This is a genomic window from Pseudomonas marincola (genome assembly GCF_900682675.2).
Classification (GTDB): Bacteria; Pseudomonadota; Gammaproteobacteria; order Pseudomonadales; family Pseudomonadaceae; genus Aquipseudomonas; species Aquipseudomonas marincola.
This window is the reverse complement of the sequence record NZ_LR215729.2, coordinates 4552623-4566634: the sequence shown is the minus strand read 5'-3', so window position 1 is coordinate 4566634 and position 14012 is coordinate 4552623. Positions and strand designations below refer to the sequence as shown.

Below are 14012 nucleotides of genomic sequence, written 5' to 3'. Positions count from 1 at the left end.
ACGAAATTGAATCATAAGTGAGTTGACAGTAGTCGCTATTGCACTCACCTAGATTTATGCACATCAATCCGAACTTAACGCTTAGCGTACGTTCACTTTGCCGACCATCCCCGATTGGTAATGGCCTGGTATGTTGCAAGCGAACTCAAGGCCCGTTGTCTTGGTAAAGGTCCACACCAGTTCTTCAGTGGCGCCCGGCTTGATCAAAACACTGTTTGGATCATCGTGTTTCATATCGACCATCTTCATCCCGCCCATGGCATGACCCATCTTGCTCATATTCTGCGCGCCCGTTGGAGACAGCGTGCCGTTCTGAAACATTGCGGCCATTTCTTTTTGATGTGCGGCATGTGCAGCTGCTATGCCCAAGTTGAACTCATGCAGCAGCGAGCCATCATTTTTGAGTACGAAGCGGATGGTTTCTCCTGCTTTGATATCAATACTCTTCGGCTCGAAAAAGATATCGCCCATCTTGATCTCAATGGTGCGGTCGGCTTTCTTGACGTTTTCTGGTTGGCCAATCTCACTTTTGCTATGGCTCGGGCTGCCCATGACAGCAGAGGCGGAAAAAATTAGGGCTGTGGCGAGAAAAAATGAAGTTAGTTTGGTTTTCATAATGAATCTCTGAAATGGCGTTGTTGGGCACAGTATTGATGCTAACTAGGCAATGCTGTCAGTTGGCTTACGCGAAAACTACATATCTGAAATATGTACTGAAATCGGGTGCAGCGTGGCTTTGGCAGGGAGAACCTGATTTTTCTCTCAGCGCATTGCGAACTTACCGACCATCCTCGCTTGATCCTGTCTAGGCAGGGTGCAGGAGAAGTTGAGATTGGCCGTGTCGTGGAAGGTCCAGACGAATTCCTTGGTAGTGCTAGGCTCAACAAGGATGGCGTTAGGATCATCATGTATTTCTTCTACGACTTCAGGTATACCCGGTGGGTCGGAGTCTTCTAGGCCCGATCTTTCATGCCAGACGATGGACTTTGCTTTGCCTGTTGGCGTCAGCGTGCCGTTTTTGAACAAAGCAGCCATTTCGCGTTGATGTATCAGTTGCGCTATGGCTTTACCGGTATTGAATACATGCATCAGCGCTCCTTTATTCTTCAACACGAAGCGAACAGTTTCGCCAGGCCTTACATTGATAGATTCCTGGCCGTAGCTGATGTCATCCATCTTGATGAAACCGGCGCGCGTAGATGGGGGCGCTTGGGTCTGCTGGACAATGTTGGGTGCACTGCTGGACGTTTGCGCAGAGGCTTGAGCTACAGCTGCGAAGAGAAGTGCTGTGCCCAAGGGTTGTGAAGGTGAACGTTTCATGATGAGACCTCATTGAGGTGGTTAGAAGTCTCATGCTATTCCCAGCATTCTGCCGGGGACTAACCCCCGAAACTACAAAATGGTCAGCTTGAAAAAAATGCGGCACCGTCGAGGTACCGCTAGGCCAAAGGAGCAATCATGAAGGCCTTGAAGATGGGGATTTTTAAGGGTGGCACTCTTTATCAGCCATCATCAGTTTGTGCTCACGGATCATTTGCGTGAGGACGTCATCAACCAGTTTGTCGTGTCGCTCCATCCATGCGAGATGTTCTTCAGTGGTAATACCCGGATCTGGGTGCTGACTGTGTAGCTGACTCATCATGTCGCCTAGCATCCCCATATGCTCTTTCATGTGCACATGGCGCTCACTGGCAGGAGCTTTTTCAGCCTGAATCAGCACCGCTTCGGCTTTGTCTCGCATGTTTTCGATGCGTTCTAGGGTGCGTGCAGCACCTCCTTCGGCCCAAACGGCTGAAGTCAAAAGGAGCGAGCTAACTAGGATTAAAGATTTAAGCAGTTTCATCGAGCAGTCTCCTAAATTGAAGATGGGACTGGCTCCTCTTTACTGTTTGTCATTCGAGGGCCAAGAGCACAACCTAGTACTCATGCCTGCACCCTAGACAAGTCATCCTTGCAGATGCCTGAGGCTAGGATTACATTTTCGTCAGTTTGTGGTTGGATTAAGGTTTTGACTGCACACTCAGGCTATTCAAATTTGGGAACAGCCCGCATGAAACTTTTGGTCGCTGAAGACGAGCCAAAAACAGGCACTTACCTGCAACAGGGCCTCACAGAGGCTGGATTCAATGTCGACCGTGTTATGACGGGAACTGATGCGCTTCAGCATGCACTGAGCGAAGCTTATGACCTGTTAATTCTGGACGTGATGATGCCGGGCCTAGATGGCTGGGAAGTCCTGCGGAAGATTCGTGCTGCAGGCAAGGATGTGCCGGTACTATTTCTGACGGCCCGTGACGGTATTGAAGATCGTGTAAAAGGCTTAGAGCTGGGGGCGGACGACTACCTAGTCAAACCATTCGCCTTCTCTGAGTTGTTAGCTCGCGTCAGGACATTGCTCCGCCGCGGTAATAATTCGCCGACGCAAACCACCATGAATATAGCCGACCTTGAAGTTGATTTGCTTAAGCGGCGTGCCGTGCGCAGTGGCAAGCGAATTGATCTGACCGCGAAGGAGTTCGCGTTGCTTGAACTACTGCTGCGCCGTCGCGGCGAAGTCCTTCCCAAGTCTTTGATAGCTTCTCAGGTATGGGACATGAATTTTGACAGCGACACCAATGTGATCGAGGTGGCTATCCGACGCTTGCGGGCGAAAATTGACGATGATTTTGAATTGAAGCTGATTCATACCTCACGTGGTATGGGTTATATGCTTGATGCGCCGGAGTCTCAATGACGTATCTGTCGCTGACCGCACGCATGAGTTTGATGTTTATGCTTGCGGTTATTGCAGTCCTCACGGTGGCCGGCCTGAGTTTCAATCAGTTCAGTCGGCATCACTTCATGATGCTCGACCAGCAGACGCTGAGCGAGAAGCTCGATTCGACCCAGGAAATCCTTAGCAATACGCGTAGCCATGCAGATATTAAAGAGGTGCTGCCTCAGCTAAAAGCGCTGCTAGGAGCTCACCACGATTTAGCGGCAATCATCCTGGCAAACGACGGTACGGTACTTTTTGCCGAGCCACAGCTGTTCAATGTTCCCGAGAAGTACCGCTTCATCCGTGACCACGGTATGTGGGAGTGGGAGCAAAATGGGCACAAGTACCGAGGTATGACTGCGCCGGTATCAACAGCGGATGAACCCGCGCTTCTAACGGTCTTGCTGATTCTCGATGTGACTAACCATGTGCATTTCTTTGAAACGCTGCAGCGCTGGTTCTGGATTGGCTTGGTCATTAGCGCACTGGTCAGCGCTGTGTTGGGCTGGGTGGTCGCGCGTAGTGGATTGAGACCCCTGCGACACGTGACTCAGGTTGCAACGTCTATGTCGGCACGCTCACTGAAAGAGCGTATTCCATTGGAGCCCGTGCCTCTTGAACTTCAGCAACTGGTGACTTCGTTCAATGCGATGCTTGCCAGGCTCGACGACGCATTTGTTCGGCTCTCAAATTTTTCTGCCGATATCGCTCATGAGTTACGCACACCTCTCAGTAATTTGATGACGCACACCGAGGTGGTACTCACCCAAAAACGCGACCTTGAAGCCTACGAGGAGAACCTCTACTCAAATTTAGATGATCTGAAACGCATGTCGCGCATGATCGATGACATGCTGTTCTTGGCTAAATCGGACAACGGGTTGATTATTCCCGAGCAGACGCGCATAGAGTTCAGCGAGGTGGTCGCCAAGCTGTTTGAGTACTACCACCTGTTAGCAGACGAGCAAGGCATCCAGTTGGTTGTGACCGGCACTGGCAGCGTGCTGGGTGACAAACTGATGCTGGATCGGGCGGTCTCGAACTTGTTGTCCAATGCGCTGCGCTATACACCTGCCGGGAAGTCAATATTGGTAACGATCAAGTCGACCGTAAGTGCTGTGACGCTTACCATCGAGAACCCAGGTGAAACCATCAGGCCGGAGCACCTGGATAAACTTTTTGACCGTTTCTATCGGGTAGACCCAGCACGACGTGAAGGCAACCCAAGCAATGCGGGGCTTGGCTTGGCCATTACTCAATCCATCGTTGAGTCTCACAAAGGAAAGATCTGGTGCACCTCTGGCAATGGCACCACAGCCTTCCACATGGAATTTCCCCAGCAATCATCATAGGGGCGTCATGATCAAAGACGAGTTAAGAGCGAACTTGAGCGATAAGCACAAAGCTTTGTCGCTACCACGGGCGGTGGAGTTGTGTTGCACGCCCCCCCCAGCGCAAGCCTGATCGCCAGCCATGGCGCAAGGGCCATGTCTTCTTGATGAGGCTTTCAGGCCGAAATCTGCAAAATTGAATAGCCGCGCATCACAAAAGCCAGAGGCGTTCAATGACCATTCCCTGGGGTGTTTGCTGGCGTGGATACCCTGGGTATCGCCAGGGCTGGGGATCTTCTTGGGGCATGCTAGCAGCCATGACCTGCACAGCCATATGGCGCACCAAGTGATTATTGGCCTTGGCGACTAAGTGACGATGCGAGGGCCGAGCAGGTGCTTACTGGACCGGCCATCTGCATAAAGGCTGCACATTGCATCAGATTAAAGGCACTGAAGCGCTATTGATATACCTTGGTTCGCTGTCGGAACCCGAATAACCCAGAAACTATGCGGGTGTAAAAATTCATGTGTGAGTGGGCCAGGCCGGCACTCTGGGCCCGAAAAGCAAATCCAAGCAGTCAGTACAAACGCCAGGCGCCACCAGTATCAATCAGGCGATTGCAGCTCGGACACCGGAGGCAAAAGACAGTATGGATCGCAGGCCAGCTCACCAGCGATGCGATACAGCTTCTCGATGGTGATGTTTACTTCGCCACGCTCGATCCGACCCATGTAGCTACGGTCGATACTGCAGGCCAATGCCAGTACATCCTGAGACATGTGGCGAATCTTCCTTTGTGTTCGGATGCGCTCCCCTAACACTTTCGCCAATTTATCCATGATCGCCTCAATTTCTCTGAGGCGGCACTATCGTGGGTTTGCGGACGCACGAGCCACGGACTATAATCCGTATTTTTCGCGTTAACTCTTCTGGTGCCTCAATGAAATCGGCCTCGTTTATCCTCGACAGGCGTCTGTATGAGCTGCTTCAGCAAGAAGGGAGTACAAGTTTCACGACCCGTGAACTGCGTGATGCGTATGCCAAGCGCCTAGATGGTACGACTTTTCGTGTCGCCGATGTACGCCGTTATGTGTATGAGCAAATTCGACGTTTACTGCGTATAGGCTGGCTTGAGCTCGATGAAGAGCGTCGTCCAAGGGGACAGGTCTACCACCTGAAGCCGATTCCGGCACATCTGCAATTGCAGTTGATCGACAAGGGTTTTGAGAACAGCCTAAAAACTGCTTCTGAGCCCGAACCGGAACCTGCAGAGCTTCAAGTTGAGGCTGTCCCGCTTGAGTCGTCAGCCAGCGCGGATCAGCATTTGGAAACGCTCCACAAAGAAATCCGCTTGGACTTTCTGTGCTCGATGGGGGAGGCGGAGCGATTCAAGCTGCTCCTAGAAGATATGCCGCATTTGCGGGACAAGGTTGAGGACGAGTACCTAGAGGCCAGAGATCGCAGTTCACGTCTGCTAGGACATCTTCGCGCTATCGAAAAGACTATCAAGACGCTTGACTCTGCACGATGACCACATCGCTGCGGGGCTGGCAACTCAGCTGCATAGACACGGCGTTGGAACACTTTACCAGCACACCGCACTTCTTCTGCCAGGCGACGCCGGGAGCCGGGAAGACACGCATGGCGGCAGAGCTAGCCAGCAGAATGCTTAAGCAGGACAGAATCGATCTGGTGATGTGCTTCGCGCCATCCTGTCAGGTTGTCGAAGGCTTCCGCTCAACCTTTGCTGACGTACTTGGCAGGCGACTGGATGGCCAAATAGGCGCTGTGGGGACGGCATTCACCTACCAAGCCATGGAGTACCGAGACGAGGGGTTCTGGCAGCTTCTTGATGATTACCGTGTGCTTGTTGTCTTCGATGAAATACACCATTGCGCTGGCCATGATCCGCTTCTCAGTAACGCCTGGGGGCAGCAGATATTACATCGGATACAAGACCGTGCAGCCTTCACCTTGGCTCTCTCCGGTACGCCATGGCGCTCGGATGATCGGGCTATTGTTTTAGCCCGCTACTCGACGCCAGAAGGACACTTGATCTGTGATTACCGATACGGACTGAAAGAGGCCATTGCCGATGCGGTATGCCGTTCTCCTCGTATTGTCTTGCTAGACAATCAGAAGGTAAAGCTGACCGAGGAAATGGGCCCTGAGAGTACAGTCAGAATGTTCCCCAGTATTGCCAAGCTATTGGGGGAGTCACCTGTCACCTATGAAGAACTGCTGCGCCATGATGATGTGATCAACCGGCTACTCGATCTTGGCTGTAGCAAGCTCAATGAGCTTCGCCAAATCAAGCCGGATGCTGCTGGTTTAGTTGTTGCCACTGACATTGAGCACGCCCATCAAATTGCTCAGGCTCTGGAATTGAGGGGTGGGGGGTGCTGCATTGTGACCAACAAAACCCCGGATGCGCAGCAGGTGATCAATGCGTTTCGGCAGAGCTCCTCTCGCTGGATTGTCGCCGTCGGAATGATTAGCGAAGGAACGGACATCCCCCGCCTCCAGGTGTGCTGCTATCTCAGCCGCATCCGCACCGAGTTGCATTACCGGCAAGTGCTTGGACGAGTGCTTCGGCGTACAGGTGAGTCCGATGGTCAAGCTTGGCTGTTTATGTTGGCAGAGCCGACGCTGCAGTGTATGGCTGAGAGAGTTGCGGATGATTTGCCGGAAGACCTGGCGGTGTTGAACGAGGTGCAGATGCCTGCTTCCACTTCAGGCTCAACGCCCAGTTCGATAGAGGCAGCGGACAATATCAATAATCTGGATGACAGTATTGGATATGGCAAAGAGCAACCTATTGAGGCTGCAACTACGAACATAATTTCACTAGAGGACTTTGCAGTCGAACCAGGTTATCAGGTGAGTTTTTCCCAGTATTACAGGCAGCAGCTTTTGGCTTGTTTTTGATGCTGTGACTCCATAGGCAATGTAGTAGCCGTGCGCGGGGTTAATATGGCCGTCCGCGACATTGGCTCGATAAATAGTCGAAGTAAATAGTAATCATGGATAGGGGCAAAAGATAATTAAATGGCAGGCACTAAACTTGAGAAGTTTAATGATTTTTTATTAACTGAAGGCGAGGTAATAGATAGTACCTGTGACGACGAGGCCGCTAGCATCGCGCTGGCTCAAGAGCTGTGCCCTGGGAAGCCATATTGTTCTGTAAGGCAATGGGTTTTAGTTGATCTCGATATTTCAGATGACAAAAAGGCATTGCTTAAAAACCAAGGTCTCCAGCCGATCCTTCTCTATGCTCACTCCGTAGTAACTGATAGTGCTCGTCGATTTGCACCAGGCGACTGGGTTAGGAGTACGCTATTGGTCAATCTAAAAAGTGATTTTCTTTTTGAAACCAAAAATAGTGTCTACATCCTCTTGGGCGCAGGAAGCCGAAAGACAGCAGAGCCAACTGTCGTTACCAGTATATTTTAATCAGCGGCGGTGAGTTTCCAGATGATTAGGATTCAAGAGCGTTCGCGTGTAATCGTGCAAATTTAAGAGTTTCTGGAACAGCTTTCAAGAGATGCTTCTCTACGCGAAGATGTACGGGAAGCGGATACACGCCTTCTCCCGCAATATCCAAGCAGAGGTGAATTTTGAAGGGGCTTGCGGTTAAATATGGGCTCCCTCCGTTTCTCGGCTGACTCAGTTCATTTGGTTTTTTCAGTGCCTCGTGATTGTCGCGTCAGAAAATAACGGCCCTGAGCTGCAGTTCGCCACTTTCTGTGCTATCTGCTACTGAAGCTGCCTGGCAGCTTTAAGAAGTTTAACCAGAAAATATGCCGAATAGAGTGGCGTTTTCATAGGCTGCGGGATGTTTAGTATTTCCGTAGGTTAAGGTTTCTGAATTTGCGATTTCGCTATTACATTAATAGATGCTCTATACCCAACGCCTCGGACAGATTTTATCTTCACATTGGAATTTTCGTCGCGTAGCTTTTGACGTAAGCGAGCTACTAATGACTCTAAAGCGTTATAAGTTTTTGATTCCTGGTTATTATGTGAATAAAGGGCGTCTGCGAAATAAGCTTTGCTTACAACTCGGGGAGAGTTACTGATTAAAATTTGAAGCAAAATCATTTGTTTAGGGGGAAGTTTGAGTTTTTTTAGATTAACTCCTTCTGCCCCTGGCAATGCATAGGTTGCGGAATCTCTAAGCCTTAAATGCTCTCTCCCACCAGAGGCCTTTAGTACGCCATGCACATGCTTGATGAGAACGCACGGCCTGAAAGGCTTGTACAAGTAATCATCTAGCGCTGAGTTGAAATCCTTTACCTGCTTTCGATTGATTCGACTTGTGGCAAGTACTAAACACGGGGTCTTAGAGTTCACAGTAATGCTACGAGCCGAAAGGGGAGATGCTGACTCATAATCCTCCATGTCGTTATCGACAATTATCCCTTCGAAGCAGTGTGTATGCATGATGGCGATAGCCTCTTTACAGTTACCAGCTTCAACCACCGTGTATCCCGATGACTCCAGATGCTTGCGAACACGTGCGCGGAGGGCGGGATGTTCGTGTATGACAAGCAGCTTGGATGGCACCGGTTTTTTAAAACGTATCATTTTCTGGCAGCTCATAGATCGTATGGGGGAGGGTCGCCTAGCGATCGATGTTTCAAAATCACTGCGATCCAGATCACTTCCCCAAAGAATTCAGGGAGTTAATGGCTTTAATTGAAACGAATTGACTAATATCACATAGGAGTTACCTCTAAGTGATTAATTTTAAATGAATAAATAGAAAATTGTGAATTTTGAAACGTTTTTATGATGGTTATTGAAAGACGCTGTTAACTGAGTGCGGCTTCCCGGGGCGTGGCATGTCTCGGGGCAAGAGCCTGTTCACGACTGCGCGCTGCTGGATGCTTTTAGCGTTTAAAGCTGTGCGGTAAAGATACGACGTCAGACTTTAGCGTTGCTGGTTGTGATCAGGCCCTTATTTGCGCGGTTTCGCGGCGCTCGCAACGACCGCTGTAGCTCATTAGGGCAAATCGCTACAATGCACCGCCGATCCATTTTCGCTTCGAGGCTGTGTGCATGAAATTCCGTTTTCTGTTGTGGATGCTTGGTCGTCTGATGGCCAAGGCTAGTCGCGAAAATCCTGCGTTTCAGGAGCAGCTGTTGAACCGCGACATGGTCTTTCAGTTGCATACACTCGACGGCAAAATCGCCCGTCACTTCATCGTCAAAGACCAACGTATTACCAGCAAGCGCGGCCCGGTCAGCGAGCCTGCATTTGCTCTGGGGTTCAAAGACGGTGCCTACGGTTTCGCCACCATGAATGCCAAGAACAAGCAGTTGGCGTTTATGCAGGGCATTCAGAATAAAGACATTCAGATTCAGGGCAATCCGGCGCTGGTCATCTGGTTCCAGGGGCTGACCAAGTACCTTGTACCCAGGAAGCCCAAAAGCGAGAAACGCGCCGCGTGAGTGGCCGCTAAGCTTGATATGAAATTCGCCTCAACTTCAGGGAGATAAACGATGCGACTGCTGCTGGCGCTGCCATTTCTGCTGGGGGTAACCCTGGTTCAAGCCGAACCGGCGAGCCCTCAACACTACGAGCAGGTATTTGGTTTATCCGGTATCAGCCTGTTGTGCGAGCAAGCCGCGCCTTTGATCCAGCGTGGGCAGCCCGAGCAGCCGCAACTCGATCAGCTGTTTGCTGCCAAGCCGCTCTGTGCAGAGCTCGCCGAGAAGATGTCTGGCGAGTTCCAGCAAGCTGAGCTCGAGCGCATAGAGCTGGCCTTGCAGAGCCCGCTGGCGCTGCAGTTCACTCAAGCTGAACGGGCGGTGGGCGAGGGCGGCGGAGAGGCGCTGGAAGCGTATCGTCAGCAGCTCAAGGCGAAGCCGCCGCGCGGTTCACGTGTTGAGTTGGTGCACCGTCTTGATGCGGCGGCGCGTACTTCCGATATGGCCACGTTACTGCGCTATGAAGTCGCCAAGACGCAGGCGCTGATGGCCCTCAAGGCGCAGAGCAAGAACGCCGATGAAGCCCAGCTGGCCGAACAGACTGCCGCGCAAATGCCGGTATTGCGCGAGTCGAGCAGCTCGGCCGTTGAGTCCTTCATGCTGTTCGCGTACCGCCAGCAGCCGAGTGACAAGGTTGCTGAGTATGCCGCGCTTTATGAGCAGCCTGAGTTGAGCCGCCTGTTGCAGCGCAGCATCGAGCTGATGCCGCAACTGTTCGCTGAGCGCCGCGCCAAGCTCTGATCCGGTTAGTGGATGGGCTGAAACTGCAACGCCAGTTCGCGTAGCGTGGCCTCGGCCTCAAGCACTTTGTCTACCGCCTGATTGGCTTTGTCACGGCTCAGTCCCAACCTGTCAAACAGCTCCTGCGGAACTTCGCGGTCGGGACCATGGCCGATGCCGCGATTACGCAGCAGCCCGACTGCAACGTTAATCAGGTTGGCGTATTGCGCGTGCTCGCCTCTGTAGTCGCTGTCGTGTTGAAAACGCAGCGCGTTGGCGAGCTCTTCCGGCATGTCCCAGTAACGCATCAGCCACGCGCTGATCTGCTCCCGGCTGATGCCCAGAAAATGCTGCTCAATATAGCTGTGCGGCACGTGCGGATTGGCCTCGATATGCCGGCAAATCAGCGAGAAGTGTGGCGGGAATACATGCGCCAGCAGCAAATATCCGAAGTTGTGCAAAAGCCCGCCGAGATAGGTCAGGCCCGGCTCCGGGCGCTGCTCACGAGGGATGGCGCGGGTCAGCCCCTCAATGACGGCGGCGGTATAAATGGCTTGCTGCCAATAGGGCGTGGCTTGCTGCGGATGATCTTTGGGCAGGCCCAGTGTTTTGCCTAACGCCAGCCCCAAGGCCAGATTGATGACCAGTTCAAAGCCCAGCACGCGGACAATTGCATCTTCTACCGAGCGAATTTTCCCCGGCGCGGCGTAGTAGGGTGAAGCCGCCCAGCTGACTACCTGCGCCGCCAGCGCGGGATCAGTTTCGACCACGCCGGTAATGTCGTCGATGGTTGCATCCGGCTCGGTGCGCAGCTTGGTGATTTTCCGGGCGGTGGCGGACAGCGGCGGAATTTCGATGGTTTCTTCAAGGCGTTGTTGAATACGGCGCGCGGTGAATGCCTTTACTGCCTGATTGATTTCTGCCGGATCATCGTTGGGGCGATCAAGGTTGATGCGGATTCGCTCCAGCGGCTCGGCAAATCGTGCACAGCTGGCCTTGGTCAGCAGGGTTTTGAAGTCGGCACTGGAGAGTTCGAGCAAAACCCCGGGCTTGCCCGACTCAACCCACACGCTTGGCTCCTGCAGGATCGATTCGTCGTAAGTGCAGGGCGAGTTGGTCAGCGGCGGCAAACCGGGCAGCGTGTTCAGGTTATGCGGGCTGAGCATGCGTGCCAGGCGCTCGGGCTTGAGCACCGTGAGCTTGCGGCCGGTAAGTTCTTCGAGCCGGTTGAGGTCAAGGAGTTGGTCGTGGCGAAACAGCAGCAACATGGCGCCAATGCTGTCTTCCAGCATGATCGCTTGCAGGCGCTGGGCTGCAGGGATACCGGCTTTCTCCGAGTGAGCCTGATAACTGAGGCCGAGCTTGTCGAGCAGTTGTGTGATGATGAGCGGCGCAGTAGCAGAGTCGACAGCTGGATTGAGAGCTTGAGGCATTGTATATCCGGTTCTGGGCGATAACAGATCGAAATAATGGCTGACTAATAGACGATAACAGTCTGACGGTGCACGAGGGTAGCGTCAAAATTCTGATTAATCGATGACAATATCAGCAAATTTTCGCCGACGCTGCCACTGGCTGCCAATTTGTCGACATTCTGCCACATCAGAGTCGGCCATAAGGCCGCTCCAGAACTCAGACTTGACCGTATTGCTGGCCGTGTCGCAGCCAGCGATCCAGCAGCGGGCTGACATGCTGCGGCCACTGCTGCAGCAAGCTCATTGACGCATCCCGAACCGCGGGCAAAAGATCGGCGTCGCGCATCAGGTCGGCCACCTTGAATTGCAGCAGGCCAGTTTGACGGGTGCCGAGCATTTCACCGGGGCCGCGAATTTCCAGGTCTTTCTCGGCAATTAAAAAGCCGTCGCAGGTTTCACGCATGATGCCCAGTCGCTCACGGCCGAGTTGCGACAGCGGCGGGTGATAGAGCAGTACGCAATGGCTGGCAGCGCTGCCGCGCCCGACCCGGCCACGCAGCTGATGCAGTTGCGCCAGCCCTAGTCGCTCGGGATTTTCGATAATCATCAGGCTGGCATTCGGCACGTCCACACCGACTTCGATCACGGTGGTGGCGACCAACAGTTGCAGGGCGCCTTGTTTGAACTGATCCATGATCGCCGCCTTCTCGGCGGGTTTCATGCGGCCGTGAATCAGGCCCACATTGAGCCCGCCCAGCGCGGCAGCCAGGTCTTCAAAGGTGGTTTCGGCGGCCTGACACGTCAGCTCTTCAGACTCTTCAATCAGCGTGCACACCCAATACGCTTGGCGGCCCTCGTTGCAGGCAGTGCGCACGCGCTCGATCACTTCGATGCGGCGGCTGTCGGCAATCAGGACGGTATTGACCGGCGTACGTCCGGGCGGCAATTCGTCGAGAATCGAGGTGTCGAGATCGGCGTAAGCGCTCATGGCCAGCGTGCGCGGAATCGGCGTCGCGGTCATGATCAACTGGTGCGGGCAGAGTCGCGCATCGACCCCTTTTTTGCGCAGAGCCAGACGCTGCTGGACGCCGAAACGGTGTTGCTCGTCGATGATCACCAGCGCCAGTTTGTGGAACTTCACTTCATCCTGAAACAGCGCGTGGGTGCCAACCACCATCGGCGCGCCACTGGCGATTTGTTCGAGCGCTGCTGCGCGCGCCTTGCCCTTGAGCTTGCCCGCCAGCCAGGCAACTTCCAGCCCCAGTGGCTGCAACCATTTGCTGAAGTTGATGAAGTGCTGCTCGGCGAGAATCTCGGTCGGGGCCATCAGCGCCACCTGATACCCGGCTTCCAGCGCTTGCAGGGCAGCAAAGGCGGCGACCACGGTCTTGCCGGAGCCGACGTCACCCTGAACCAGGCGCAGCATGGGTTCATCCTGTGCCAGATCGTAAGCAATCTCGGCGCCCACGCGCTTCTGGGCTCCGGTGGGTTCAAAACCCAGATTGTGCAAAAACTGCGCAGGCAGCTTGCTGGCGACTGGAAGTTGCGGCGCTTGTTGCGCGCGGACACTCTCGCGCAGGCGCTGCAGCGACAGTTGATGGGTAAGCAGTTCTTCAAAAGCCAGGCGGTGTTGCGCCCAGTGTCGGCCCTCGGCAAGTTCTTCAATGTCAGCATCGGCGGGCGGTCGGTGCAGATAGCGAATAGCTTCGGCCAGCGGGCCTAATTGGTATTCCTTGGCCAGCTCTTCCGGCAACCAGTCTGGCAAGCTGTGCGGGCCAAGGCGGGCCAGCGCCAGTTCACTGAGCTGACGCAGGCGCTGTTGGGTCAGGCCTTCGGTGGTCGGGTAGATCGGCGTCAGGGTTTGTTCGACGGCAATTTGCGTCTCGCCGCTGAGCGCGCGGTATTCCGGGTGGTAAATCTCCAGCCCTGATGAGCCGGGGCGGACTTCGCCGTAGCAGCGCAGATGAGTGCCGCGTTTGAGGCCTTCCTTCTGTGCATTACTGAAGTGATAGAAGCGCAGGCTGAGCGTGCCGGTGCCATCGTTGAGGCGCACCAACAGGCTGCGGCGTTTGCCCATGGCAATGTCGGCGCCGGTAACCGTGCCTTCAACCACGGCATCCTGACCGGGGCGCAGCGAGCCGATTGGCACGATGCGCGTGCGATCCTGATAACGCAGCGGCAAGTGAAACAGCACATCCTGAAGGTTTTCCAGACCGACCTTGGTGAGCTTCTCCTGCATGGCCGCGCCAACACCTTTAAGTGCAGTTACGGGAACCGCTGCCAACTCGGTCATT

The 14012-nt window shown here is 53.7% G+C and carries 14 protein-coding genes; 7 read left to right on the top strand and 7 right to left on the bottom strand.

Features of this window, described 5'->3' with window-relative positions:
• Window positions 1-81: 81 nt before the first annotated feature.
• From PMYSY11_RS20920 to PMYSY11_RS20910, 3 genes are all read right to left on the bottom strand, one after another.
• Complete coding sequence (locus PMYSY11_RS20920; RefSeq protein WP_010489142.1) at window positions 82-615, bottom strand: cupredoxin domain-containing protein; 534 nt, start codon at window positions 613-615, stop codon at window positions 82-84.
• Between the two features lie 147 nt (window positions 616-762).
• Window positions 763-1320 carry a cupredoxin domain-containing protein gene (locus PMYSY11_RS20915; protein ID WP_010489144.1) on the bottom strand — a complete coding sequence of 186 codons (558 nt, stop codon included), beginning with the start codon at window positions 1318-1320 and terminating at the stop codon, window positions 763-765.
• A 163-nt stretch (window positions 1321-1483) separates the two neighbouring features.
• Window positions 1484-1843, bottom strand: coding sequence for a co-regulatory protein PtrA N-terminal domain-containing protein (locus tag PMYSY11_RS20910; RefSeq protein WP_010489146.1), 360 nt, complete (start codon window positions 1841-1843; stop codon window positions 1484-1486).
• A 207-nt stretch (window positions 1844-2050) separates the two neighbouring features.
• Here PMYSY11_RS20910 and PMYSY11_RS20905 point away from each other — a divergent pair, with 207 nt between their 5' ends.
• Together PMYSY11_RS20905 and PMYSY11_RS20900 are read left to right on the top strand one after the other, a co-directional pair.
• A complete protein-coding gene (locus PMYSY11_RS20905; protein WP_069899902.1) occupies window positions 2051-2734 on the top strand; it encodes a heavy metal response regulator transcription factor in 684 nt (227 codons plus the stop codon).
• Window positions 2731-4110 (top strand): heavy metal sensor histidine kinase, encoded by a 1380-nt coding sequence (locus tag PMYSY11_RS20900; protein WP_069899901.1) that lies wholly within the window; start codon window positions 2731-2733, stop codon window positions 4108-4110. Before PMYSY11_RS20905 ends, PMYSY11_RS20900 begins: the two co-directional genes overlap by 4 nt.
• Window positions 4111-4695: 585 nt before the next feature.
• Here PMYSY11_RS20900 and PMYSY11_RS20895 read toward each other — a convergent pair.
• A complete protein-coding gene (locus PMYSY11_RS20895) occupies window positions 4696-4929 on the bottom strand; it encodes a helix-turn-helix domain-containing protein (RefSeq protein WP_029529631.1) in 234 nt (77 codons plus the stop codon).
• A 101-nt stretch (window positions 4930-5030) separates the two neighbouring features.
• On the opposite strand from PMYSY11_RS20895, the gene PMYSY11_RS20890 reads away from it, so the two are divergent.
• The 3 genes from PMYSY11_RS20890 (at window position 5031) to PMYSY11_RS20880 (ending at window position 7543) form a co-directional block, all read left to right on the top strand.
• Window positions 5031-5621, top strand: coding sequence for a hypothetical protein (locus tag PMYSY11_RS20890; protein ID WP_090509922.1), 591 nt, complete (start codon window positions 5031-5033; stop codon window positions 5619-5621).
• Complete coding sequence (locus tag PMYSY11_RS20885) at window positions 5618-7018, top strand: DEAD/DEAH box helicase (protein WP_069899900.1); 1401 nt, start codon at window positions 5618-5620, stop codon at window positions 7016-7018. The genes PMYSY11_RS20890 and PMYSY11_RS20885 overlap by 4 nt, the downstream gene beginning before the upstream one ends.
• 120 nt (window positions 7019-7138) lie before the next feature.
• Window positions 7139-7543, top strand: a complete 405-nt coding sequence (locus tag PMYSY11_RS20880; protein ID WP_010489158.1) for a DUF6957 family protein — start codon at window positions 7139-7141, stop codon at window positions 7541-7543.
• 402 nt (window positions 7544-7945) lie between these two features.
• Here the strand turns inward: PMYSY11_RS20880 and PMYSY11_RS20875 are convergent, their stop codons facing one another.
• Window positions 7946-8677, bottom strand: coding sequence for a response regulator transcription factor (locus tag PMYSY11_RS20875; RefSeq protein WP_010489160.1), 732 nt, complete (start codon window positions 8675-8677; stop codon window positions 7946-7948).
• Between the two features lie 474 nt (window positions 8678-9151).
• Between PMYSY11_RS20875 and PMYSY11_RS20870 the strand changes: the two genes are divergently transcribed.
• The gene (locus PMYSY11_RS20870; protein ID WP_069899899.1) at window positions 9152-9544 is read left to right on the top strand and encodes a helicase; all 393 of its coding nucleotides are present in this window, start codon (window positions 9152-9154) and stop codon (window positions 9542-9544) included.
• 51 nt (window positions 9545-9595) lie between these two features.
• Window positions 9596-10324, top strand: coding sequence for a hypothetical protein (locus PMYSY11_RS20865; RefSeq protein ID WP_150547908.1), 729 nt, complete (start codon window positions 9596-9598; stop codon window positions 10322-10324).
• A 5-nt stretch (window positions 10325-10329) separates the two neighbouring features.
• On the opposite strand, the gene PMYSY11_RS20860 is transcribed toward PMYSY11_RS20865, so the two are convergent.
• Together PMYSY11_RS20860 and recG are read right to left on the bottom strand one after the other, a co-directional pair.
• On the bottom strand, window positions 10330-11736 hold the full coding sequence (locus PMYSY11_RS20860) for an HDOD domain-containing protein (RefSeq protein WP_150547907.1): 1407 nt from the start codon (window positions 11734-11736) through the stop codon (window positions 10330-10332).
• Between the two features lie 199 nt (window positions 11737-11935).
• Window positions 11936-14011, bottom strand: coding sequence for an ATP-dependent DNA helicase RecG (gene recG, locus PMYSY11_RS20855; protein ID WP_069899896.1), 2076 nt, complete (start codon window positions 14009-14011; stop codon window positions 11936-11938).
• Window position 14012 lies beyond the last annotated feature (1 nt).